21 protein-coding genes and 3 pseudogenes are annotated in these 22,588 nt (G+C 62.9%); 8 read left to right on the top strand and 16 right to left on the bottom strand.

The genetic code is table 11. From position 1 onward, the window contains the following. The first annotated feature begins 51 nt into the window (after nt 1–51). Nucleotides 52–1,374 (top strand): lipoprotein 17-related variable surface protein, encoded by a 1,323-nt coding sequence (locus tag ACU4IU_RS11435; protein WP_446656783.1) that lies wholly within the window; start codon nt 52–54, stop codon nt 1,372–1,374. Nucleotides 1,375–1,519: 145 nt separating this feature from the next. Here the strand turns inward: ACU4IU_RS11435 and ACU4IU_RS11430 are convergent, their stop codons facing one another. The 5 genes from ACU4IU_RS11430 to dnaK form a co-directional block, all read right to left on the bottom strand. Next, a complete protein-coding gene (locus ACU4IU_RS11430) occupies nt 1,520–2,395 on the bottom strand; it encodes a DUF1206 domain-containing protein (protein ID WP_181272242.1) in 876 nt (291 codons plus the stop codon). Between the two features lie 149 nt (nt 2,396–2,544). Next, nucleotides 2,545–2,985 carry a heat shock protein transcriptional repressor HspR gene (locus ACU4IU_RS11425; protein ID WP_062241058.1) on the bottom strand — a complete coding sequence of 147 codons (441 nt, stop codon included), beginning with the start codon at nt 2,983–2,985 and terminating at the stop codon, nt 2,545–2,547. Between the two features lie 14 nt (nt 2,986–2,999). Continuing rightward, nucleotides 3,000–4,016, bottom strand: coding sequence for a DnaJ C-terminal domain-containing protein (locus tag ACU4IU_RS11420; protein ID WP_139467938.1), 1,017 nt, complete (start codon nt 4,014–4,016; stop codon nt 3,000–3,002). 181 nt (nt 4,017–4,197) lie between these two features. Then, a complete protein-coding gene (locus ACU4IU_RS11415; protein ID WP_139467937.1) occupies nt 4,198–4,872 on the bottom strand; it encodes a nucleotide exchange factor GrpE in 675 nt (224 codons plus the stop codon). Further along, nucleotides 4,872–6,734 (bottom strand): molecular chaperone DnaK, encoded by a 1,863-nt coding sequence (dnaK, locus tag ACU4IU_RS11410; RefSeq protein ID WP_139467936.1) that lies wholly within the window; start codon nt 6,732–6,734, stop codon nt 4,872–4,874. The genes ACU4IU_RS11415 and dnaK overlap by 1 nt, the downstream gene beginning before the upstream one ends. 662 nt (nt 6,735–7,396) lie before the next feature. Between dnaK and ACU4IU_RS11405 the strand changes: the two genes are divergently transcribed. Beyond that, the gene (locus ACU4IU_RS11405; protein ID WP_446656782.1) at nt 7,397–8,575 is read left to right on the top strand and encodes an alpha/beta fold hydrolase; all 1,179 of its coding nucleotides are present in this window, start codon (nt 7,397–7,399) and stop codon (nt 8,573–8,575) included. Nucleotides 8,576–9,170: 595 nt separating this feature from the next. Here the strand turns inward: ACU4IU_RS11405 and ACU4IU_RS11400 are convergent. Continuing rightward, entirely contained in the window at nt 9,171–10,130 is a 960-nt protein-coding gene (locus ACU4IU_RS11400) for a DMT family transporter (protein WP_139467934.1), read from the bottom strand. On the opposite strand from ACU4IU_RS11400, the gene ACU4IU_RS11395 reads away from it, so the two are divergent. Continuing rightward, the gene (locus ACU4IU_RS11395) at nt 10,129–11,538 is read left to right on the top strand and encodes an aminotransferase-like domain-containing protein (RefSeq protein ID WP_139467933.1); all 1,410 of its coding nucleotides are present in this window, start codon (nt 10,129–10,131) and stop codon (nt 11,536–11,538) included. The genes ACU4IU_RS11400 and ACU4IU_RS11395 overlap by 2 nt on opposite strands. Nucleotides 11,539–11,602: 64 nt before the next feature. Here the strand turns inward: ACU4IU_RS11395 and ACU4IU_RS11390 are convergent, their stop codons facing one another. Beyond that, nucleotides 11,603–12,523 (bottom strand): EamA family transporter, encoded by a 921-nt coding sequence (locus ACU4IU_RS11390; RefSeq protein ID WP_446656781.1) that lies wholly within the window; start codon nt 12,521–12,523, stop codon nt 11,603–11,605. A 94-nt stretch (nt 12,524–12,617) separates the two neighbouring features. Here ACU4IU_RS11390 and ACU4IU_RS11385 point away from each other — a divergent pair. Beyond that, nucleotides 12,618–13,331: pseudogene (locus ACU4IU_RS11385) on the top strand (LysR family transcriptional regulator); the annotation flags it as partial. 206 nt (nt 13,332–13,537) lie between these two features. Here the strand turns inward: ACU4IU_RS11385 and ACU4IU_RS11380 are convergent. Then, nucleotides 13,538–14,596 carry a GNAT family N-acetyltransferase gene (locus tag ACU4IU_RS11380; protein WP_446657596.1) on the bottom strand — a complete coding sequence of 353 codons (1,059 nt, stop codon included), beginning with the start codon at nt 14,594–14,596 and terminating at the stop codon, nt 13,538–13,540. A gap of 30 nt (nt 14,597–14,626) precedes the next feature. On the opposite strand from ACU4IU_RS11380, the gene ACU4IU_RS11375 reads away from it, so the two are divergent. After that, a complete protein-coding gene (locus tag ACU4IU_RS11375; protein WP_139467931.1) occupies nt 14,627–15,103 on the top strand; it encodes a MarR family winged helix-turn-helix transcriptional regulator in 477 nt (158 codons plus the stop codon). Here the strand turns inward: ACU4IU_RS11375 and ACU4IU_RS11370 are convergent. Next, the gene (locus ACU4IU_RS11370) at nt 15,098–15,676 is read right to left on the bottom strand and encodes a TetR/AcrR family transcriptional regulator (RefSeq protein WP_446656780.1); all 579 of its coding nucleotides are present in this window, start codon (nt 15,674–15,676) and stop codon (nt 15,098–15,100) included. The two genes, ACU4IU_RS11375 and ACU4IU_RS11370, sit on opposite strands and share 6 nt — an antisense overlap. 73 nt (nt 15,677–15,749) lie before the next feature. Between ACU4IU_RS11370 and ACU4IU_RS11365 the strand changes: the two genes are divergently transcribed. Further along, on the top strand, nt 15,750–16,157 hold the full coding sequence (locus tag ACU4IU_RS11365) for a VOC family protein (RefSeq protein WP_139467929.1): 408 nt from the start codon (nt 15,750–15,752) through the stop codon (nt 16,155–16,157). Nucleotides 16,158–16,188: 31 nt separating this feature from the next. Here the strand turns inward: ACU4IU_RS11365 and ACU4IU_RS11360 are convergent, their stop codons facing one another. From ACU4IU_RS11360 to ACU4IU_RS11350, 3 genes are all read right to left on the bottom strand, one after another. Further along, a complete protein-coding gene (locus tag ACU4IU_RS11360; RefSeq protein WP_139467928.1) occupies nt 16,189–16,983 on the bottom strand; it encodes an ABC transporter permease subunit in 795 nt (264 codons plus the stop codon). A 58-nt stretch (nt 16,984–17,041) separates the two neighbouring features. Then, the gene (locus ACU4IU_RS11355) at nt 17,042–17,626 is read right to left on the bottom strand and encodes an ABC transporter ATP-binding protein (protein ID WP_248283888.1); all 585 of its coding nucleotides are present in this window, start codon (nt 17,624–17,626) and stop codon (nt 17,042–17,044) included. A gap of 68 nt (nt 17,627–17,694) precedes the next feature. After that, on the bottom strand, nt 17,695–18,054 hold the full coding sequence (locus ACU4IU_RS11350; RefSeq protein ID WP_446656779.1) for a hypothetical protein: 360 nt from the start codon (nt 18,052–18,054) through the stop codon (nt 17,695–17,697). Nucleotides 18,055–18,125: 71 nt separating this feature from the next. On the opposite strand from ACU4IU_RS11350, the gene ACU4IU_RS11345 reads away from it, so the two are divergent. After that, complete coding sequence (locus tag ACU4IU_RS11345; RefSeq protein ID WP_446656778.1) at nt 18,126–18,653, top strand: helix-turn-helix domain-containing protein; 528 nt, start codon at nt 18,126–18,128, stop codon at nt 18,651–18,653. Nucleotides 18,654–18,691: 38 nt separating this feature from the next. Beyond that, complete coding sequence (locus ACU4IU_RS11340) at nt 18,692–19,357, top strand: SGNH/GDSL hydrolase family protein (RefSeq protein WP_446656777.1); 666 nt, start codon at nt 18,692–18,694, stop codon at nt 19,355–19,357. 438 nt (nt 19,358–19,795) lie between these two features. Here the strand turns inward: ACU4IU_RS11340 and ACU4IU_RS11335 are convergent. The 4 genes and pseudogenes from ACU4IU_RS11335 to ACU4IU_RS11320 all read right to left on the bottom strand — a co-directional run. Then, nucleotides 19,796–19,938, bottom strand: a pseudogene (locus tag ACU4IU_RS11335) (IS3 family transposase); the annotation flags it as partial. 9 nt (nt 19,939–19,947) lie between these two features. Next, a pseudogene (locus ACU4IU_RS11330) lies at nt 19,948–20,058 on the bottom strand (hypothetical protein); the annotation flags it as partial. A gap of 659 nt (nt 20,059–20,717) precedes the next feature. After that, on the bottom strand, nt 20,718–21,419 hold the full coding sequence (locus tag ACU4IU_RS11325) for an AAA family ATPase (RefSeq protein WP_446656776.1): 702 nt from the start codon (nt 21,417–21,419) through the stop codon (nt 20,718–20,720). 78 nt (nt 21,420–21,497) lie between these two features. Next, nucleotides 21,498–22,526: an ABC transporter substrate-binding protein gene (locus tag ACU4IU_RS11320; RefSeq protein ID WP_446656775.1), complete on the bottom strand. Its 1,029-nt coding sequence runs from the start codon at nt 22,524–22,526 to the stop codon at nt 21,498–21,500. Nucleotides 22,527–22,588: the final 62 nt, after the last annotated feature.

The raw sequence follows: 22,588 nt of genomic DNA, 5'->3' as shown, positions 1-22,588 counted from the left end.
CTGTTACATTCGTAATACTTCACACCCAGCTGTAATTTTCTAAGGAAATACATGAAGAAGCTCGCCCTCGCCCCCGCGGTGGCCATCGCCATCACCGGCCTGGCCGCATCCCCAGTCATCGCTGCTCCCGGTTCGGACAGCTACTCGCACACTGTCGTCAAGAACTCCGGCGACGCCCAGGAGAGCACTCCTTCGGAGTCGCCTGAGGCTGAGGCGCAGGCCATCGAAGCGAAGGTGACAACCTCCCCCAAGGAGATCACCGCCGAGGACCTCGCCAACAAGGACAAGGGAATCGTCGTCACGATCACCGGTCTTGAAGCCGGAGACAAGATCTCGGATTCGCTCACCGGCGAAGCCGGAACTGCTGAGGGCGATACCTTCGAATACAACATCTACTCGACTCAGCCCGCCGAAGACATCGAGAACGGCAAGGTCGACTTCTCCGTCACGATCACTCGCGATGGCGAGGAGCGCACCTATGACGGGCTGAGCTTCTCCGTCGTCGACGACACAGACGAGCCCGAGGCTCCCGAGGTCGACCCGAAGGTCTCGCTCAACGCCGACAAGTTCACGGAGAGCGAGTTCGCAGAGAACGGCATCAAGGTCACCGGCGAGGGCTTCACCCCGAACAGCAAGGTCACCGTCGTCGGCGGCAACGCAACGTCGCCGTTCGCGACCAAGGAAGTCGAAGCCGACGACAAAGGAAAGATCTCCGCAACCCTGAAGTTCGAGGGCGACGAAGCGCTTCCGGCCGGCGACTACTCCGTCTGGGGCGTCGACCAGGAGTCGGAAACCAACTCCCCGGCTCAGGACTTCGTCATCACCGAAGACGAGACCGAAGAGCCCACCGCTCCGGTTGAAGAAGCCAAGCTGACCGTCTCCCCCGAGTCGATCACGCCTGCTGACTTCGTCAAGGAAGATAAGGGCGTCACGCTCGCCGTCGAGAACTGTGAGCCCGGTGAAGACGTCCGCTTCCTCGTCAACCCCAAGGGCGAGTCGAGCGTCACCGCCTTCGACAAGACCGTCCAGGCTGACGACGAAGGCAAGGCCAACGTCAACGTCTACGGCACCAGCGCCTCCAACGCATCGGCCTACGTCGGCGATTACGACGTCACCGTCACCTGCGGCGATGACGAGCTGACCGGTGACTTCTCGGTCGAGGAAGATCCGAACGCTGGTGGCGGCGATGAAGACGGCAACGGCGGAAACGACGATGGCGACAACGGAGATGCCGGCAACGGCGGCGACCTGCCCCGCACCGGTACCGAGCTGACCGGCCTCGTCGGCGGCGCCGGCCTCCTCCTCATCGGTGGAGTCGCAGTCGCCATGACCATGCGCCGCAAGAAGGTTGCCAAGGATCCCGCTGAGATCTGATAGCCACTGGCCTGAGAGCGTGCCGGCTCGACTGTGCCGGGCGTGAGTCGAAGAAGGGCGCGAACCCAGTTGGGTTCGCGCCCTTCTTCGTATCTCAGCGGCCAAACATCAGCGGCCAAACATCTGCAGCCGGGCAGAAGACAGCTCATTCCATGCGGTCGTACCTCGAGCGCAGGGCGAGGAAGACCCCGTAGAGGACCAGGCCGAGACCCACGGCCAACAGCAGATACGGCCCGAACGGCTGATCGCGCATGCCCTTGAGCGCACCGTCGATACCAGTGAACTCCTCCGGATCACCGGTCGCCGCAGACACCACGATGAGGATGCCCACCGACAGCAGCGTCGCACCTTTGCCCAGATACCCGACAACACCGGTGAACCCGACGAGGAAGCGGGTGAACGCGCTGCGCGGCCGACGAAGCTCATCTTTCCACTTCCGGCGCAGACCATTGATACAGAACACGATGCCGATGAGCGCAATCACGGCGCCGGCAGCCATGAGGATATACAGTCCGCCCGGGGCCTTCGCCACGGTCGTCGAGGCCTGTGAGCTCACTTTGCCCGAGTCCGATCCTCCGCCGAAGACGAACTGGGAGAAGGTCGCGGCAACCACCACATAGGCAATGGCAGAACCGACCGTCGAGAAGAAGTCGATCCACTGTTTCCTCCCCTGCTTCTCCTGCGGGTCGCGAGTTCCGGCACCGCGCAGCGACGACGCACCGAAGAACGCGTTGACCAAGCACCACAACGCCATCAGCGCACAGCCGAGGAAGCAGATCACGATCAGCACCAGGCCGAAGGGCTGTGAAGCGATCTGTCCGACCGCTCCGGCCTGGTCGGCTTCGCCGCCGCCCTGCCCCAGGCCGATCGTCACGGCCGTCGCACCGAGGATCGCGTGGACCAACCCATTGGCAATGAAGCCCGCGCGGGCCACACGCTCGAACCAGCGGCTGTCCGCGGCTTCCTGAGCCGCCGAATCGGCACTGTCGGCGACCTGTCGAACCTTCTCTTTCTCGTTCACAGAGTCAGTGTCGCACAACACGTGTACTTTTCTGCGCCGCAATGAACTGGATTCGTCGAGCAACGCGAAAAGGCGGAGTGCGCACCGAAAGTTCGGTTCGCACTCCGCCTCGACGCTGTTCTCAGCGTCCCAGTCGGGCCTCGTCAGGATCAGCCGCGTCGGTACCGGTTGTACAGCACCAGAGCTCCCGGCTCAGGGCGACCCTGTGGGCGTCGTCCCCTCGAGATCGAGACGACGTCTCCGCCCACGGTTCCGGCCGCGAAGACACGCGCATCGCGTTCCTGCGCCGACCGGCGTGCCCGAACCTCGTCCTCAAGCTCCTCGTTGCGGCTCTTGAGCGCATCGACCTGATTCTGCAGGTCGATGATCTTCTTGATCCCGACGAGGTTGACTCCCTCGTCCTGCGACAGCTGCTGGATCAGTCGCAGCTTGGCGATGTCCTTCCCGGAATAACGCCGGCCCCGGCCCGCAGTGCGTTCCGGAGAGACGAGACCCAGTCGGTCATACTGCCGCAGCGTCTGCGGGTGCATGCCCGCCAGATCCGCGGCCACCGAGATGACATACACCGCCGCACTCGATGAAATGTGCATTGTGATTCACCACCTCAGCTGGCCTTGGCTTTGTCCAGCAAGCCGGCGCGTGGGTCCTCACCTTCAGTGGCGGCTTTGAACGACTCGACCGCTTGCTTGGCTTCCTTGGACAGGTTCTTCGGCGCCACGATCTCGACTGTCGCCAGCAGATCGCCGGTGCCCTTCTTCGTCTTCACACCTTTGCCCCGCACGCGCAGGGTCCGTCCCGACGGTGTACCCGGCGCGACCTTGACCTTGACAGGCATTCCGCCCAGAGTCGGCACCTTGACCTCGGCGCCGAGAGCCGCCTCGTCGAAGCTGATCGGCAGATCCATCCGCAGGTTGTCACCATCGCGGGTGAAGACCGGGTGCGGGCTCACGTGCACGGTGAGGATGACGTCACCGGGCTCGCCGCCGTTGGGGCTGGCCTTGCCCTTGCCGGCCAGGCGGATCTTCTGTCCGTCCTTGACCCCGATCGGGGTGCGCACGGTCAGCGGCTTCCCGCCGGGCATGTTCAGCTTCACCGAGGCGCCGTCGATGGCTTCGGTGAACGACAGCGTCGTGCTCGACTTGATGTCGCCGCCCTTGACCGGAGGCTGGTAGCCGCCGTATCCGCCGCCACCGCCGAAACCTCCGCCGAATCCGCCGAGCAGATCCGCCAGGTCCGGGGGAACGTCTCCCCCGCCGCCGTAGGTCGTGCGGGTCCGGGTGCGTCCGCCGCCTCCGAAGAGGTCGGAGAACACGTCGTCGAATCCGCCGCCGGCAGCCCCGCCGGGTCCACCGGAACCGGCGCTGAACCTGGCACCGCCGCCCATGGCACGGACCTGATCGTACTGAGCCCGGGATTCCTTGTCGGAGAGCACCTGGTGGGCCTGGCCGATCTCCTTGAACTTCTCCTCGGCCTTCTCATCACCGGGGTTGGCGTCCGGGTGATACTTGCGCGCGAGCTTGCGATAGGCCTTCTTGATCTCGGCATCGGAAGCATCCTTGGAGACGCCGAGGGTTTTGTAGAAGTCCTTGTCGAACCAATCATTCTGAGGTCCGGTATTCACCTGGCACCTCCCTTCCTTCCAATCAATCCTGTCATCACGGTATTCACTTGTCCTCTCACAATCCGCACCCCCGGGGCAATGCCCCGAAGATCCGGACCGCCGCCGAGGCGGTTCCCCGGCCCCGTACGTCGGTGAACCGGCGTGCGGGGCGGGCGGCCGCCTCGGCGATCGTGGTCGCTGCTCAGTCTTCCGGCTGCTGGACACCGACGCGGGCGGCGCGGATGATGCGCTCCCCGATCCGGTAGCCCGGCTGCATGACCAGGAAGAGCGTCGGATTCTCGACCTCATCCGAAGGCTGCTGCATGAGCGCTTCGTGGATGTTCGGATCGAACTCGTCGCCGACCTCTCCGTACTGCTCGACGCCGAGCTTGTTCAGCGATTCGACCAGCTTGTTCACGTGGGTCTCGAAAGGCCCGGTGACATCGCCGTTGTCGCGAGCGAGCTTGACCTCGTCGAGCACGGGAATCAGGGCCTCGACGACCTTGATCGTGCCGCCGAGCGCCGCACGCTCACGTTCGCGGTCGGCCCGCATCCGGTAGGCCGCATATTCGGCGTTGATGCGCTTGAGGTCGGCCAGGTATCCCGCTGCCTCAGAACCCGGTTCGGGCTCGGCCTCCGGCTCGATGTCCTCGAGACCCGAGGCATCGGACGGGATGTCCACACCGAGGTCGCTGGCATCGGCCGCGGCAGCCTGTTCGGCATTCGGGTCCGCGGTCGGCTCCTCGCCGGCCCCGGCCGAGGCCGACTGGGCGTCGGCCTCGGGACGGACCTCACCGGTGTTCGGATCGACCCGGCGCTTGTCACTGAAGGTGAAGCCTGGCTCCTCGGACGACTTGTCGTTGCCCTCGGCAGTCATTACTTCTTCTCCTCATCCTCATCGTCGACAACTTCGGCGTCGACGACATCGTCGTCTGCGCTCGCATCGGCTGCGCCTTCACCGGCAGCTTCGGCGCCTTCGGCACCGCCCTGCTGGCTGTAGATGGCTTCGCCGATCTTCTGCTGGTTCTCCACGAGCTTGTCGTAGGCGCTCTTCACGGCGTCGTCGTCTTCACCCTTGAGGGCTTCCTTGACGGCGTCGACATCGCCCTGCATCTCGGTCTTGAGCTCTTCCGGCAGCTTGTCGGCATTGTCGGTCAGCAGCTTCTCGGTCTGGTAGGCGAGGTTCTCCGCATTGTTGCGGACGTCGGCAGCCTCACGGCGCTTCTTGTCCTCTTCTGCGTGCTCCTCGGCCTCGCGGACCATGCGGTCGATGTCTTCCTTCGGCAGTGCGGAACCGCCGGTGATCGTCATCGACTGCTCGGTGCCGGTGCCCTTGTCGGTGGCCGACACGTGGACGATGCCGTTGGCGTCGATGTCGAAGGCGACCTCGATCTGCGGCACACCGCGCGGAGCCGGAGCGATACCGGTCAGCTCGAAGGTGCCGAGGTTCTTGTTGTCGCGAGTGAACTCACGCTCACCCTGGAAGACCTGGATCGACACGGAGGGCTGGTTGTCCTCAGCGGTGGTGAAGGTCTCCGAGCGCTTGGTCGGGATCGGGGTGTTGCGCTCGATGAGCTTGGTCATCACGCCGCCCTTGGTCTCGAGTCCGAGCGAGAGCGGGGTGACGTCGATGAGCAGGACGTCCTTGCGCTCACCCACGAGGACACCGGCCTGAACGGCGGCGCCGATGGCGACGACCTCATCGGGGTTGACGCCCTTGTTGGGCTCCTTGCCTCCGGTGAGTTCGGTGACGACGGCGGAGACGCCGGGCATACGGGTCGAACCGCCCACGAGGACGACGTGGTCAATGTCGCTGACGGAGACACCGGCGTCCTTCATGACTGCGTGGAACGGAGCCTTGGTGCGCTCGAGGAGGTCCTTGGTCAGGTCCTCGAACTTCGCACGGGTGAGGGTCTCATCCAGGTGGATAGGTCCGTTCTCGCTCATCGACAGGTACTGCAGCGAGATGTTCGTGCTGGTGGCCGAGGACAGTTCCTTCTTGGCCTGCTCTGCGGCTTCCTTGAGGCGCTGCAGAGCGGTGGCATCCTTGGTCAGGTCCACGCCGTAGTTGTTCTTGACCTGCTCGACCAGCCAGTCGACGATGCGCTGATCCCAGTCGTCACCGCCGAGGCGGTTGTCACCGGAGGTCGCACGGACCTGAATGGTGGAGAAGTCGTCTTCGTCCTTGCCGACTTCCAGCAGGGAGACGTCGAAGGTACCGCCACCGAGGTCGAAGACGAGGATGAGCTCGTCTTCCTTGCCGCGCTCGAGGCCGTAGGCAAGAGCGGCAGCAGTGGGTTCGTTGATGATGCGCGAGACGTTGAGGCCGGCGATCTCACCGGCGTCCTTGGTTGCCTGGCGCTCAGCATCGTTGAAGTATGCGGGAACGGTGATCACCGCGTCGGTGACCTTCTCCTGCAGGTACTCTTCGGCGTCGTGCTTAAGCTTCTGGAGGATGCGGGCCGAAACTTCGGGGGCCGTCATCTTCTTGCCGCCGATCTCGGTGGACCAGTCGGTGCCCATGTGGCGCTTGACCGATGCGACGGTGTTCTTGATGTTCGTGACGGCCTGGCGCTTGGCGATCTCACCGACGAGGGAGTCGCCGTTCTTGTTGACTGCGACGACGGACGGGGTGGTGCGACCGCCTTCCGCGTTTGCGATGACCTTCGGGTCGCCGCCCTCGAGGACGGTGACGACGGAGTTCGTGGTTCCGAGGTCGATTCCGACTGCACGTGCCATAGTTTTCTCTCCTTACAGATCGTGAGTTCCTGCGACTCGAATGTGTGCGATCGGGCGGCTCCGGTTCTTGAGTCAGAACCACTCGACCGCACACATTGAGCCAACCGGACTCAAGTATTCTCTTCGAGGTTCCGACCGTCAAGTCGGCCTCATCAAAGTTGCGTACACCAGACTCAACTTTGCTGAGGATGGTTTTATTCCGGCAGGAGAGGATTTCTTTTCAGATAGCCGCTGTAGGATCTCGGATTTCGTGCCGGAATCTCAATTTCGCGTCGGAGGCGTGTCGGTGTTCCCAGTTTCATGTCGGTGCGAGGATGCTGGAAACATGACAACGAAGACGTTGCTGGACACGGAACTGATGTACCTCACCGAGGAGGGCACATCGGTAGCCACCACTGTGGGCGCTGTGGACAGCACCCGACTTTCGAAGGGACTACCGGTCCGGTCGCCCAGATCATACGCGCGTCAACGTCACTACCCCGGTTTGTTTTGGTCCGCGACCACAAACGACCATATACCGTTCGAAAGCCGGTTAGAACTCGATCGATTGTGGTTGGCGGACTTCGAGTGGAAACCAAACCATGGGTCAGGTCAGAGTCAAACAAACCTTCAGCATTCCCTTCGTTTGACCTGAACCTCGGTTCAGGGGTGAAGCTTGAGGCATGAGTGAACGAGATGAGCTGTTTGGGATTGCCGAAGTCTCGGCACGGATCGGTCTGGAACCGGACACGATACGATACTTCGAGCGCCAGAGGGTCATACCGTCTCCACGACGCGACAGTGCGGGACACCGTCAGTACACGACGGCCGACGTCGAGTTGATCCGCATGCTGGTTCATCTCCGTGAGACGGGGATGCCTCTGGCTGATATCGCGCAGTTCACGGGCGCAGACAACAAGGTGGCTGATCTGGCCGGACTTCGAGTGGAGTTACTGACAGCCCATCGCCGTCGCGTCCAGGATAGGCGTGAGGAGCTCGACCGAGCGCTCGATGTAATTACGCGGAAGATCATGGATTTCAGCGATCGAATCACCGGTTCGGTGAACCTTCTCGAGCGAACAGATTGCACGATTGCGTTCGACGTCCAGGGGGAGGGGCCTCTGTTGTTCCTGGTCGGTGCGCCGGCGGGGCGGGCTGGTTTCGCACCGCTAGCGCATGAGCTTTCCGACCGTTATACCGTCGTCACCCATGACCCGCGTGGTGTCGGTGCCAGTCGTGCAGTCCTGGGGATGGCTGCACCCACGCCCGAGGTACTTGCCGAGGATCTTGCTGCGCTTGTTGACCGGCTCACCGGAGGGCCCGCCCTATTCGTCGGAACCAGTGGCGGCGCCGTGACGCTGTTGGAACTGGCCAAGCAGTATTCTGAAATGGTTGGCCGGGCCGTGTTGCATGAGCCGCCGCTCGTGTCCCTCGTGGCTGATTCGAAGCTAGCGGACAGAGCTGCAGCGGTGTTTGAAGCCGCGGAGGCTGATCCCCAGCGGGCAGTGCAGGAGTTCTTTGATCTCAGTGGCGCCGCCCACCATACGGGACCAGATCAGACACCTCCCGCCCATATGTCCATGCCCGAGCTACCTGCCGAGGAACTCGAAAAGAATCGCTACTTTCTAGGGCAGATGGCCGGTCCATCAGTCTTTTACGTACCCGATATTGAGGCCATCCGACGTGTTGCGATTACGCTGTGTGCAGGCTCACTGAGCCATCATCAACTCGCGCGGCGGGCAACCCAAATACTCGCTGAACGTCTAGGACTGCCCCTAGTCGACATGCCAGGTAACCACCTCGGCGCAAGCTCAGAGCCGTCAGAATTCGCAAAAGACCTCAAGCGCCTGCTCGAACTCTGAGCACTACCCGCGGCCCTTCCTAGGCCGAACGGCCCAGGACCACGGCCCCGCTGGAGCTCTTGACCGTTGAGGCGGAATGCCCGCTCTCCCACACGTTGAGGGGGCGCTTAATCGTTCCGGTGGTGGTCTTCTTAGCCCTGATATGTCCAAACGAGGGCGGCGCACGGAGCCGCAGCCCAGTTTCTCGTACAGCTAGGCGGTGGAGGCGGGGTCGAGGCCCCGCTCGTCGCGAATGAGCGTCATCGACCAGAACAAGGCTCGGCGATTCCTAGCGATTCTCTTCCACGACCACTCGACGACCTTATGGGCGTGTACGAGACGCCCCAGCACTCGCAGATAGCGGTGAAGCGCCCTGGGGTTCGCTCCAGGTCTTAGCAAGGGGAACGGGAGTATGTCCAAGGAGTTCAGTCAAGAGTTGCGATATCGCACCATGCGCATGGTCTACGAGTGCCCGGCCCCGCTCGCAGTCGAATCGTGCGCTCACCCCGCGGTTCGGTGTCGGCGGCGAGACGCTGCGAATCTGGTGCAACCGCTACGGGCCCACCGAACCTGCGGGTTGCCACGGATCAGCCCGTAACTTCTCCGAGATCAATCATCAGTTAGCGCGGAGTGTGTCTCGTACACCTGCCTGCTTTCCTCGGTTGCGGGCGCGAACTGCAAGCAGTGCGCAGCCGATCACGGCGATGCCGCCGGTAACGGTCTGCCAGCCGATGTGCTCGCCCAGCAGCAGGCCTGCCCAGAGGATGTTCATCACCGGTTGAGTGAGCTGCACCTGGCTGACTTCTGCCATCGGTCCGATGGCGAGGCCACGATACCAGGCGAAGAACCCGAGGAACATGCTCACCACCGCGAGGTACGCGAACGCGCCCCACTCCACGAGGGTGCCCATGTGAGGCTGCTGCACCATGGCGATGCCGGTCAGTAGAATCATCAGCGGTGAGGCGAGCACAAGCGCCCACGAGATTGTCTGCCACGACCCCAAGCTGCGCGAGAGCAATCCGCCTTCCGCGTAGCCGACCGCGCAAACGACGACGGCGGCGAACAGTAGCAGGTCGGAGAAGTGCAGCCCGCCGAAACCGCCACCTTGGATCACGGCGAATACCACCGCAGCGACAGCACCAAACGCGGCGGCGACCCAGAACGAGCGTGCGGGTCGTTCCCCCGTGCGCAGCGCCGCAATCACCGCCGTCGCTGCGGGCAGCAGCGCGATCACCACAGCCCCGTGGCTCGCGCGCGCTGTCTCGAGGGCAAACGACGTCAGCAGCGGGAACCCGACCACCGCGCCGCCCGCGACCACCGCGACCTGTACCCACTGCCTCCCTCGCGGGAGTCTTTGCCGCGTCAATCCGAGGGCGAAGGCGGCAAGCACGGCCGCGATCACCGCACGGCCCGACCCGACGAACAGTGCCGACATGTGCCCGTTCTCCACCGCGACCCTGGTGAACGGCACGGTGAACGAGAATGCGGTCACGCCGAGCAGCCCCCACCACAGGCCGGAACGGGATACTGGTAGCAGTTTGACAGAATATACAATAGCGCTATTGTTGTGATTCATGATTAATAGTAGCAGTGACCGCATCGTGTCGGCACTTGGCGAGTGGCTCGCGGTCGCTCCTGCGGGCGCACAGCTTCCGTCGACGCGGCAGCTTGTCGCGCGATTCGAGGCCAGCCCGGTGACGGTGCAGAAGGCACTGCGCACCCTCATCGGTCAGGGAGTGATTGAGTCGCGGCCGGGCGTCGGCACGTTCGTGCGCAGGGTCCGGGAGGTCCGTCCGAACGACTACGGCTGGCAGACGGCAGCGCTCGGCTCCCCGCAGCACCGCATCCCGGCCTCGTCGGTGGCGCTGCGCACAACGCCGAACGATGTGATCGCCCTGCATTCGGGCTACCCCGACAGGGAGCTGCTGCCCGAACGTCTGGTACGGGCCGCGTTCGCTCGCGCTGCACGCAGCGAGGCGGCGGTGAGCCGCCCGCCCGCTGCAGGCCTGCCCGAGCTGCAATCCTGGTTCGCCGCTGAACTCGGCGCGATCACTCCCACGGATCTCACCGCCCCGGCCGCAAGGGATGTAGTAATCGTGCCGGGTAGCCAGAGTGGCCTCAGCACTCTCTTCCGCACCCTTGTCGGTGCGGGACGACCACTACTCATCGAGTCACCGAGCTACTGGGGGGCGATGCTCGCCGCCGCGCAGGTCGGCGTGCAACTCGTACCCATCCCGTCCGGGCCGCACGGCCCGAACCCCGACGACCTCGACCGCGCCTTCGCGCAGACCGGGGCACGCGCGTTCTACGCGCAACCAAACTTCGCCAACCCCACCGGCGGCCAGTGGTCGGCGAAACTGGGTGACGCGGTGCTCGGGATCGTGCGCGAGCGCGGCGCGTTCCTCATTGAGGACGACTGGGCGCACGACTTCGGCATCACTACCGATTCTGTCCCCATCGCCGCCCGTGACGACAGCGGTCACGTCGTCTACATCCGCTCACTCACCAAAAGTGTCTCTCCATCAGTCCGGGTCGCGGGCCTGATCGCGCGCGGCCCTGCCCGTGATCGCATCCTCGCGGACACGCAGGCCCAGGAGATGTACGTCAGCTCCGCCCTACAAGCCATCGCGGTCGATGTGGTCACGCAACCGGCTTGGCGCACGCACCTGCGCTCACTCAGGCAACAGCTCGCCACCCGCCGCGATCTCCTCGTCGACGCGCTCCACGAGCACGCTTCGGCGGCGTGCCTGGACGCCGTACCGTACGGCGGCCTGAACCTCTGGCTGCGACTGCCCGACGACACGAACCTGCTCCAGCTTGCCCGAGAATGCGAAGCTCGTGGGGTCATCATCGCAGCAGGCGACGATTGGTTCCCCGCCGAGCCAACCGGCCGCTATCTCCGTCTGAACTACTCCGGACCCAACCCCAGCGCGTTCCCCGAAGCCGCGCGAATCATCGGACAGGCCCTCGCAAACAGACAGTGAATCGTTTCGGTGAGGATAGCGCTCCCGACCTTGCCGGTCGCACCGAATACAGCGGCTCGCATGATCAGACGTGGTCTTTCGTGCTCGGTGGCGGGAGTTGACCGGCGACCATCGAGATGAGTGCGGCGGCAAAGCCGAGAAGTTGGAGTGGGGTCAAGGCTTCACCTGCGATCGCGGCGCCGAGCCCCGCCGCGACGAGCGGGGAAAGCAACCCGAGCAGGGCGGTTGCCGTCACGGGCAGACGCCGGATGCCGGCGAACCAGATGGTGTAGGTCAGCAGCGCCCCGATCAGCCCCAGCCAGGCGTACCCCAGCACGGCCTTACCGTCGATACCGGGCGGAATGCCGTCGATGAGCAGAGCCGGCAGCAGCAGGACAAGACCGGCCGCGGTGAGTTGCCACCCGGCCAGACCTACTGCGGAGACCCCTTCGGGGCGCCCCCACTTCTTCGTCAGCACAACTCCGATGCCCATCGACACGGCACCGCCCAAGCCCGGGAGGACACCAAGAGGTGATATCGCAGCGTTCCGGCCGAGGACGACGAGCGCAACGCCGATCATGCCGAGCACGCTCCACGTGACTCGCCAGAGCGAGAGCTTTTCGTGCAGGATCGCCACGGCGAGGAACGCGATCACGGTGGGCTGTGCCGCACCCAGCGTGGCTGCTTCTCCGCCTGGCAAATGCTGGGCTACGAGGAAGAGCAGCGGGAAGAATGCGGCCATGTTGAAGGTGCCGAGCACGAGGCTCTTCCACCACCACGAACCGAGCGGCAACTGCCTCGCGATCAAGAGCGCGAGCAGACCTGCGGGAAGCGAGCGCATCATCGCAGCGAAGAAAGGATGCCCTGCGGGCAGTAGGTGCGTGGTCACGATGTAGGTGGTGCCCCAGGCCATCGGGGTGAGCGCAGTCAGTATCGTCCACACGGCCTGGCTCGTGGATTCTGCCTGCACGCTTGGAGGCGTGCGCGGTGAGGTCGTGATGCTCATGGTTACATCGTCGGGTCCGGCATGCCCATGAGTCCAGGACATTGTTGTGATCCCAGTGATGAACAAGGATCATTGAAGTGTGGAGCTTCAGCAGATGCAGTATGCGGTCGCGGTGGCCGAGGATCGCAGCTTCACTCGCGCGGCAGAGCGGTGTCTCGTGGTGCAGTCCGCTCTGAGTCACCAGATCAAGGCGCTCGAACGCGAACTCGGGGTGAGGTTGTTCGCGCGCACCAGCCGCAGGGTTGAGACCACGGCCGCCGGCGAGGCATTCCTGGCACGAGCACGAGAGAGTCTCGATGCGGCTGAACGGGCGGTCTCCGAGGCGGCGGAGGCGGACGGGCAGATTCGAGGCAGTCTCACGATCGGTGTGATTCCGACGGTGACCACCATCGATATACATACTGTACTGGGGCGTTTCCATCGCGCCCACCCTGCGGTGCGGATCAAGCTCCGAGGCGGCGGTAGCGATGAGTTCATCACCGCGATCAGCGAGGGCCGTATGGACGTCGCAGTGCTCGGGCTGCCCGACAACGCACCCCCGAAAGGCGTGAACGCGCGCGTTCTTGCCAGGGAGCGGCTCATCGTCGTCGTCGCCGCTGAACACTCACTGGCTCGGCGTCGCAGACTACGGTTGGAAGACTTGACCGATGAAGTGTTCGTGGACTTTCCCGAGGGAACACCCGGCCGAGTTCCCTCCGACCTCGCATTCCAGGCCGCTGGTGTCCATCGCGAGGTCGCCTTCGAAGCGATGAGCGCCGACCTTATCGTCGACCTGGTCAGGCAGGGCCTCGTGATCGCCCTGCTCTCACCAGCTGTCATCCCCGCCGGCAGCAACGACCTTCGAACGATCCCGGTGACAGCTGGCCCCACCCCGTATCGAGTACCTCGCGTGGAGCAGCTTCAACTCCACCCCCGCAGCAAGAGCATTCCTCGAAAGCCTGCCGATGCCTCAACCGGGCGACGACACGTAGGTGCATTCGCAGGGAGCCGAATGTCAGTCCACCGGACCTCGCTTCAAAAACGCTTGACAAGGTCGACTGCTCCTTCGGGATTCTCGGTTTGCTGGACGAATCCTTCGCTCGTGTACAGATGGATGTTCTTCGTGCTCCGCGATCCGGTGCTGAGCTCTATCCGGTCACAGGAGCTGGCGAGAGCATCCGTCGCGTGCCGGAGGAGCCAGCGCCCGATTCCCCGTCCGTAGAGATCGGGAACGACGGCGAGTCTGCCGATGCACCCTGTTCGCGATGCGCGTCGAGCGCGAACCATTCCGATGAGACGACCGTGGAGCCAGAGTCCGATCGTCTCCCAGTCGGTGAGCCAGGCCTGCACGTCGTCGAGGGTCTCGGTGAACGGAGTGAGGTCTAGTGTTTCGTTGCTCAACGCCTCGTCGACCCAGCAGCATCGCTGCAGAACCAGTACATGAGGTGCGTCGTTGGGAGTCAACGGGCGTGTATAGCTACCGGGCAGCGGCCCAACTCCGTTACCGGGCCGTGCAGCCTCCCGCATGGGCTTGAGCGCGTGAGCTAGTCTGATCAGCTCTTCCAGCAAGCTGTTCGCTGACGCGGTCAGCTGTGCGCCCGGGCGCACCCCGGTCGAATCGATCGTGTCTTTCAGGCGCAGGGCGACGGTCGAGCCGAGTGGGACGAGACGAAGAGTCGTTATCACCTGTTTCGCGTGCTGCACGGATCGGGTGCCTGCCGAGGTGTTGCCGTAACTCACGAACCCCATGGGCTTCCATGCCCATTCTTGGCTCAGGTAGTCGAGGGCGTTCTTGAGCGTCGCGGGCATGCCGTAGTTGTATTCCGGCGTGACCGCGATGAAGCCATCCGCCTCGTCGACGATCTTGCTCCACGCTTTGGTGTGCGGGTTTCGGTAGGCGCCAACAGCAGGATGTTCCTCCTCGTCGAAGAACGGGAGGTCGAGATCGCGCAACGACACATGCTGAAGCTCGACGCCGAGTGCGTCGGCGTCGGGGGTGAGGGTTCGCAGGAGCCAGTCTGCAACCGCCGGGCCCATAGCTCCTGGCCTGGTGCTGCACGTGAGGATCACGACTCTAGGAGATTTTATTGACATGTAAACGAGCATAGATCGTAGAATGATTACATGTCAACGAAAAGGATGGGGTCCGCGGCGCCGTGGTTGAACGAGGATGAGGAAGTCGCCTGGCGCGCGTTTCGTCGCATGACGATCGCAGTGCAGGCCGGTGTGGTGCACGACCTTGCAGCGTCGGGTCTCTCGGAGCCCGACTACGAGGTGCTCAGCACCCTGGTCGAAGCGCCGGAGATGACGAGCACACTGCATGCCCAAGCGCAGAAGATGGGGTGGTCGCGGAGCAGGCTCTCGCGTCACGCCGGCAGGATGGAAGCGCGAGAGCTGATTCGCCGTGATCCCGACCCGGCAGACGGTCGCGGCTGTCTGCTCGTACTCGCCCCCCTCGGTCTCGACGCCCTTCGTGGAGCGACTGCCGTGCACTTGGAATCCGTGTGCCGCCGCTTCGCCGATCGGCTCGACGCGCGCGACCTCCTCGACATCGTGCGAATCTCTGGAAAACTCTCCCATGCTCCAGAGTCGGCTCTATGACACGTAGGCCGCGAGCAGTCTGTCAAGGGCCTGATGAGACTGTCGACGAGCCAGGTCGATGTCGTTCTGTTGGGCTGTCCACAGGGCTGCTTCGTTCATCGCGCCGGAGAGTTGCGCGGTCGACGCATCGAGGATGTCTTCTGCAACTCCTGCCTCACGTAGTGCCTCTCGCAGATGCGTCGCCGAATTCTCTGCGTCAAGTCGGCGCCATTCCTGCCAGCCGGTCACTGCTGGTGAATCGATGAGCAGGATGCGCATGGCGGCTCCGTTCGTGATCGCATCGAGGAATGCGTGCGACCCGGCCTTGAGCTGTTCGTGAGGCTGCGGGTCTGCATTCTCGGCTGCCGCGACGACAGCTCGTGCGACGTCGGCTTGGAGTCGGGCGGCGACTTCGCCGAACAGCGCGACCTTGTTCCGGTAGTGGTGGTAGACCGCCCCCCGTGTGACCCCGGCGTCCCGGGCGACGTCATCGACGGAGACTTCGCTGAAGCCTCGCGCTGATAAGAGTTCCTTCGCGGAATCGAGGATGCGTTGGGCTGTCTGGGCGGCGTCGGCTGCGGAGGCGCGGGGCATGGTCCTCTTCCTTTACGTACAGTGTGTATGTATGCTGGCTTCGTTACATGCATATCGTACGTAAAGGAGTGCAATGTCCGTCACCAGCCTCTATCCCGTGCTCATGTCTCGCGATGTCGACGCCGCGGCGTCCTTCTACCGCGACTTCATCGGTTTTGAGACGACCTTTGAATCCGACTGGTATGTCAGCTTGCGCTTAGGCGAGTTCGAGCTGGCGATCTTGGCTCACGATCACTCCACGGTGCCGGCCGGATACCGTGAACTTCCCCGAGGAGTGATCGTCAACCTCGAAGTCAGCGACGTCGATGCCGTCCACAAGCAGCTGGCCGGCAGAACAGAGGTGAACGTGGTGTTACCGCTTCGCGACGAGGACTTCGGTCAGCGGCACTTCATCATTGCTGCCCCCGATGGTGTGCTGCTCGACATCATCCAGCCCGTGGCTCCCAGTGAGGACTACGCGAGCGCGTATGTGCAGCCATAGAGGCTCCCGTTCGGCGAGACCCTGGATCCGTTCACCTCAGGTCTCGCCGAAGGGGAACGAAGATGGCGAGAATCGCCGCGATGACCGCGTATGCCACGAGGATCGCAGCGCCGAGCACAGGTGAGACCATCGTCGCAGGCGTCAGCGCTGTCTGGCTCGCGATCGCGCCGGTGAGGAAGTCGAAACTCGTCAGCGATGCCGTCGCGCCGCCCGGCAGGAACGGGTAGATCGCATTGACGCCGGGAACCATCATCAGGACGTACTCGACGAATAGGAAGTAGCCGAGCACGACGCCGATCGCGACGAAGGGTGAACGCGCCAACGCGCCGATCCCTACTCCAAGCAGCATGTAGGCGGCAGCGGCGAGGCTGAGCTGTATGAGTGCCGGTACCAGATTCACCACATTGACGCCCAGCGGTACACCGCGCATCCATGTTGCGACGATCAGGGCGAGGAAGGCCGACAGGGATGCGACCATTCCGTAGACAATGCCCAGCGCTGTGTACACGGCGAGCTTGGCTGTGAGTACTCGACCCCGACGAGGAACGACGAGGAACGTCGTGCCGATCGTGCGGTGTCGATACTCGTTTGTGATCGCGATGGTCCCGATCAGCGCGGGGACGAACAGAAGCACGGTTCCGATGCCGAGCACGAATCCAACGCCTTCGGGGGTGTCGATGTCCGGCATGGGAGGCTGGGCGTTCTGCGGTCCGGTGAGCGCAAGGAGAAGCGGCAATCCGCCACCACACGCGAGCGCAACCAGTGTCGACCGCAGTGCTACTCCGGTGCCGCTCAGTCGCGCGACTTCGCCATAGACGGCATTCACAGGAGGAGTCCTTTCTGCGTGAGGCGCAGGAAGGCTTCTTCGAGGGGAGCATCTTGCGCTACGAGTCGTTCGAGTGCGCCCGCCCAGACGGTGCGGCCTCGGTCGATGAGGATGACGTCGTCGATCGTGTGCTCAACCTCGTTGAGCACATGGCTGGAGAGCAGTACGGCGCGCCGTCAGCATCGGCGAACTCGCGCAGGAATGTGCGGAGCCAGGCGCTTCCGCTTGGGTCGAGACCGTTCGACGGCTCATCGAGCACGAGGATGTCCGGGTCGCCGAGCATCGCGGTGGCCAGCGCGAGGCGCTGGCGCATCCCGGTGGAGAAGGTGCCGATCCGACGATCGGCGTACGACTGCGCCCCCACGAGGGATAACACGGTGTCGACCCGCGACCGGTCCATTCCTCCGAGTGCCGCGTACGTGTGAAGGTGAGCGCGTGCCGTCATGCGTGGATGCGCTGAGGCAATGTCCAGGACCGCGCCCACGGTCTTTGCGGGCGCAGGCAGGTGGGCATACGGAAGGCCAGCAATGTGAGCCTCACCGCTGTCGGAGCGAACTAGGCCGAGCAGTGCGCGCATGAGCGTCGATTTCCCTGCCCCATTGGGCCCGAGGAACCCGACGACGCGCCCGTACTCGACCTTCAAGGTGACATCTTCGAGCGCAACGACTGCCCCGAACCGTTTTGAGAGCGCCTCTACCTCGATCGCAGCGTTCAAGAGTGCACGTCCGATCGGAGGTCTGCCGCGATCGACTCTGCAGCATCGGTGCTCAGGAGGACCTCGTCGAACCCGACGGCGGCCCGGTCGACGGCGATCCGCAGCAGCGGGTGACCGCGCTTCATCGAGACTAGGCGCCGCACTCCCGAAGGGTGTCTGAACGTGCCCAGCTTGCGGTAGCCAGAGATGACGAGACCGGATTTCATCCCGAGGATCTCGGAAGTCCATCCCGGCTCGCTCGTTACACCACGGATCGCCGCCCTCGGAACTGACAGCTTCGGCAAGCCCGTCATCGTCGCCTCCCAGCCGGGAAACTGCACGTGTACTCCCGTTTGGTCGTACGTGATGTTCGTCATCGTTCTCTCCTGGTCGCTAGAATAGAATCGTAACGAGAACATTATCATAATGATAACAGTGAGGAGTCAAGGTGCCGGACAAGACTGCTCTGGCAGAGGTCGTGCTGCACCCCGTGCGATTACGGATCATCCAGCAGCTGGGTGGTCGCAACCGCACGACGGCACAGTTGCGCGAGGCGCTCCCGGATATCCCGCAGGCCACGCTCTATCGACATGTAGCGGCCCTCCTCGATGCCGAGGTTGTCGCCGTGGTCGATGAGCGCAGATCTCGTGGCGCGATCGAGCGAACCTTGGCGCTAGGGGACCGGATGGCAGCGATTGACCACGCCGAGCTTTCTGCGATGAGCAGCGCGCAGCTAAACACAGCCTTCCTGACTTTCTTGGGAGACGTCACGGGTGACTTCGATCGTTTCCTCAGCGCGGGTTCTCCCGAAGCCCGTGAGTTGGTCGGTTTCGCGCGAACGCCCTTGTACGTGAACAGGGAGGATCTCGCCACGATCCAGTCCAGCCTCGCCGAGCTACTGGCCCCTTACCTGACGGAACGGGAGGACGGTCAGCAACGCGTCAACCTCGCCACGATCCTCCTTCCGGACCCGTGAACGCGTAAAGAGAACGACGGCAACGCAAAGGAGACAAGATGCCAACGACGAAGCACATCCTTGTGTACTCGGACTCGCTGACCTGGGGCATAGTCCCGACGACTCGGCAGCGACTTCCCTTCGAAGAGCGCTGGCCCGGAGTCCTGCACGCCGCGCTCAACGCGGGAAGGGACGGTCGCATCCGGCTGACGGAGGATTGTCTCAACGGGCGTCGCACCGCCTTCGACGACCCATACAAACCTGGGCGGAACGCCCTCAGCAGCATCCAACAGGTCATAGAATCGCAATCCCCTCTCGACCTCGTGATTCTCCTACTCGGCACGAACGACTTCCAATCCATGCACCAGCACAAACCCTGGCACTCCGCGATGGGCATCGCAGCGCTCATCAACGCGATCAGGACAGCGCCGATCGAGCCCGGGATGCCTACCCCGCCGATTCTCGTCATCGCGCCCCCGCAGCTTGACAACCCTCGAGGACCGATCGGCCCGAAGTTCGCGGGCGGGGATATCGCCGCACAGGGTCTCGCGCAGGCAATTCGACAGGTCAGCGAAGACACCGACTGCGTCTTTTTCGACTCGAACACGATCACCACCAGCAGCAAGCACGACGGCGTGCATCTCGACGCCGACCAGCACCACGCCCTGGGTGTCGCACTCGCGCCGGTCGTCGCGGACCTGATGGTAGATCGCGATGCTGGCTGAAGCTCCACAGTCAAACAATGCGGGTCTTCCGGCCCCTTCTGGGGCGATCAGAGCGTAGTTCCTTACTTTTACCTACTGGGCGCTGCCTGGTTGGTCACATGCAGGAAGACTGTCGGCTACTTTTGCTGAGATAGGACGGTGCGCTGCCCAGACCCTCTCTATATCAACTTGGCGTAGCGCATCTCGCATCGCTCGTAGCGCGTTGTCCGAGTGTCGCAACGTTTTCTGGGTACCTAGTCGAAAGAGGTGCGAAAAATGGTCGTCGTCATTGTCTAGTCCCAAGTGCCTGCGCAGAGCTGTGGCTCGGGTGCGGTTAACGTTTGATTTGTCGGCCAGGTCATATTTTCCCATGTAGAACTTTATCTCCAAGTCGACTTCACGGATGCCGGCCGCTTCGGCTTCAGGGTCATTGGTCGTGTGTAGCGCAGTGCCCTATAGGTCTTTGTGCTCGTCGAGGAAAGCGACGATCACTTCCGTAGGCGGTCGAACTCCGCCTTGCCGAAGTACGCGGTCGCTGACCGGAGGATCTCGTTCGTCTTCTTCAGCCCCCGATTCTCAGCCTCCAGTTGCCGGATCCGAGCTGTGGAGTCGATCGGCGTCGTGGGCAGATCGTCATCTTCAGCGCGCTTGACCCACGTCTGGAGAGCTTCCTTGTGGACACCGGTCTGTTCAGCGATCCGAGCGATCGCGCCGTTGCGCATCGCAGGGTCTCGGCGAGCTTCCACCGCCAACCGTGTGGTACGCGCGTGGAGCTCGGTAGGATCCTTCGGGTTCGGTAAAAGGGCCGTCCTTCCGGATATCTGTCACACCCTCAATCAAACTAAGGACGGTTCAATCTGTGGCTACTCGTTTCCCTTTGTCAAAGACATTCTTGTCTCCAGTAGCGAGCAGCGCTGCTTCGAGGAGCATTTCGAAACAATGCTTAAGATGGATCAAGACTGTGGTCACTCTTCCATTGTTTTCCAGTGCGTTGAACGCTGTGACGCCAGTCCGCAGCGAGGAGATGGCTTTCGCCCTCAGTGTGCGAACGTCGTATGACTTTCATGGCATGATTACAGGTTAAATGAGATCGGATGCACTTCCACCGCCTGTGAGCCCTGATGTTGGCAGGCAGAGGTCAGACATTGAGATCGCTGACGAGCGTGGACCTGGTCAATCCAAGCTCCCTTGACAGTAGGCGGATCCTGCTCGTCGTCGAACACTCGTAGGTGATATGACTTTACCCGAGCGACTTGACCGCAAAGCGGGCGCTCACTCTTTTACGCAATGTTGCACCGCGATAGCTCATCTTTAGGCTTTCATCCACTCTGTGGTAGGTACTGGAAGAAAATGACAACTTAGTGAGACGAAAGTGGTCTCCTCAAGTTGTCATGTCCAAGGTCACCTCGGTGAGCTTCTGACAAGAGTAACGAGATCCTACAGCCGCTGCGGTATCGAGCAGGCCGAGAACATCATCGACAACAGAGTCCCGATGCGACAGCACCACACGATCCCAGGGCTCACCCTCACCGAGGCTGTCACCACGAAGGATGCGTTCGCGCAGTTGGACCCAGCGCCTCCAATGCCGGCCGAAAGCGCGTCGTCGCACGACCCTCTTCCGCTGCGCCTGACCGCGAAGCGCGGAATCTCGATCCGTATCGATGAAGACGATCATCGGTCGATATCCGAGAATTCCTGCAAGGCTCACAATGAGTCGGCGGCTCCATCGGCGGGTGCCCGGATCATGGATGACCAGCGGTCCGCCGCCCTTGTTGAGCATGAGCGCAAGCACGCGGAGGTGGGCGATCGTGTGGAGAATCGGTCGAACGAGCGCGTACGGCAACCACGGCATCCACTGACGCAGCTGACATCGCACGCCCTCCGGGTCCGCCGACCGCACCCGAGGCGATCGACGTCGTAATACTGTGAGCGCTTCGGTCTTGCCTGCCCCGGGAACCCCGGCGACGACAATGAGAGGAGTCGCGCCAGCACTGCCCGATGGGCCGCTTTCGCGCGCTTTGAAATTCCGGTCGAGTTCCTTAACGAACCCGTCGTCGCCTCTCGCAGCGGCTGCTGATCCCATGGTGACCTCTCCGAGTCAGATGATGAGAGTCAGCATAGAGGCGATTTCTTCGCCGTCACTGCGAAATCTCTCGGAGAATCACTCGCCGAGGTGGTCCTCCAGATCATCGAGGATCTGGCCGGCCCCGGTCGGACCGAGTCCGAGGAACCAGACATCGTCATTGACGCGGATGGCCTTGCCGTCCTTGACCGCATCGAGGCCCTTCCATTGGCTCGACTCGAGTGCCTTCTTCTCCCCGGTCGCCTCCGGATCGCCATAGCTGGTGTAGAAGACATAGTCGCCGGCCGCCTGGTCGAGGTTCTCCGATGAGATCTCAACAGCGAGCTCGTCGACGTCCTGATTCTTCGGGCGCTTGAACCCGGCATCGTGGAGGATGACTCCGATGAGCGACTGATTCGCGTACAGGCGGAGGCGATCAGGCATGAAACGCACGAGCGAGATCGTCGGGTCGCCGTCGACGGAATCCTTGAGTTCTCCAGCCTCGTGAGCGTATTCCTCAAGCTCCTTCGTCGTCTCGTCTTCCATGCCCATCGCCTCACCGACGAGGCGGAAGTTCTCCTTCCACGGGAACCCGGGACGGATCGAGAACACCGTCGGAGCAATGGAATCGAGTTCGTCATAGAGTTTGTCGGCGCGCAGCTGGCTGCCGAGGATGAGGTCAGGTTCGAGAGAGGCGATCTTCTCGAGATCAAGCTCCTGAATCGTGCCGACCGTCTCGACTCCCTTGACCTGGTCTTCGAGATAGCTCGGCACCGGGCTGGCGCCTTCGGTCGTCACCATGCCGACGGGTGTGATGCCCAGCGACAGGACATCGTCGAGCTCTCCCGTGTCGAGGACGACGACGCGCTCGGGCTTCTTCTCGATCTCCGTCGTGCCATTCGCATGCTTGACCGTCCGCGGGAAGACCCCGGCCTCGGCATCGCTGCCGAGCTTCGCAGTCTCCTCATCAGCAGTGCCGAAGGCCTCGCCTCCTGTCGCAACATCTTTGTTTCCGGCGTCCCCGTCGGCGCCCTTGTCACCCTCGGCGGCACAGCCGACAGCGAGCAGGGCAATGGTCAGAGCTGAGGCGGCCACAGCAACCGCCCGATTCATCAGAGTCGATTTCACGAAGATGAGCCTACCCTAAGTGGATACTTCGCTCGACACGCCGCACCTTCCGCTGAATCGCA

This window comes from Brevibacterium sp. CSND-B09 (assembly GCF_052906525.1).
Note: the sequence above shows the minus strand (reverse complement) of the source record. Positions and strands in the feature narration are given on the sequence as shown.

Coding starts and splice junctions, on each gene's coding strand:
- ACU4IU_RS11370 (WP_446656780.1), bottom strand. CDS start 15,676: ATGCCCCGCGCCTCCGCAGCCGACGCCGCCCAGACAGCCCAACGCATC.
- ACU4IU_RS11425 (WP_062241058.1), bottom strand. CDS start 2,985: ATGCACATTTCATCGAGTGCGGCGGTGTATGTCATCTCGGTGGCCGCG.
- ACU4IU_RS11400 (WP_139467934.1), bottom strand. CDS start 10,130: ATGAATCACAACAATAGCGCTATTGTATATTCTGTCAAACTGCTACCA.
- ACU4IU_RS11405 (WP_446656782.1), top strand. CDS start 7,397: ATGAGTGAACGAGATGAGCTGTTTGGGATTGCCGAAGTCTCGGCACGG.
- ACU4IU_RS11340 (WP_446656777.1), top strand. CDS start 18,692: ATGCCAACGACGAAGCACATCCTTGTGTACTCGGACTCGCTGACCTGG.
- ACU4IU_RS11365 (WP_139467929.1), top strand. CDS start 15,750: ATGTCCGTCACCAGCCTCTATCCCGTGCTCATGTCTCGCGATGTCGAC.
- ACU4IU_RS11380 (WP_446657596.1), bottom strand. CDS start 14,596: ATGTCAATAAAATCTCCTAGAGTCGTGATCCTCACGTGCAGCACCAGG.
- ACU4IU_RS11390 (WP_446656781.1), bottom strand. CDS start 12,523: ATGAGCATCACGACCTCACCGCGCACGCCTCCAAGCGTGCAGGCAGAA.
- ACU4IU_RS11325 (WP_446656776.1), bottom strand. CDS start 21,419: ATGGGATCAGCAGCCGCTGCGAGAGGCGACGACGGGTTCGTTAAGGAA.
- ACU4IU_RS11395 (WP_139467933.1), top strand. CDS start 10,129: ATGATTAATAGTAGCAGTGACCGCATCGTGTCGGCACTTGGCGAGTGG.
- ACU4IU_RS11435 (WP_446656783.1), top strand. CDS start 52: ATGAAGAAGCTCGCCCTCGCCCCCGCGGTGGCCATCGCCATCACCGGC.
- ACU4IU_RS11350 (WP_446656779.1), bottom strand. CDS start 18,054: ATGACGAACATCACGTACGACCAAACGGGAGTACACGTGCAGTTTCCC.
- ACU4IU_RS11375 (WP_139467931.1), top strand. CDS start 14,627: ATGTCAACGAAAAGGATGGGGTCCGCGGCGCCGTGGTTGAACGAGGAT.
- dnaK (WP_139467936.1), bottom strand. CDS start 6,734: ATGGCACGTGCAGTCGGAATCGACCTCGGAACCACGAACTCCGTCGTC.
- ACU4IU_RS11415 (WP_139467937.1), bottom strand. CDS start 4,872: ATGACTGCCGAGGGCAACGACAAGTCGTCCGAGGAGCCAGGCTTCACC.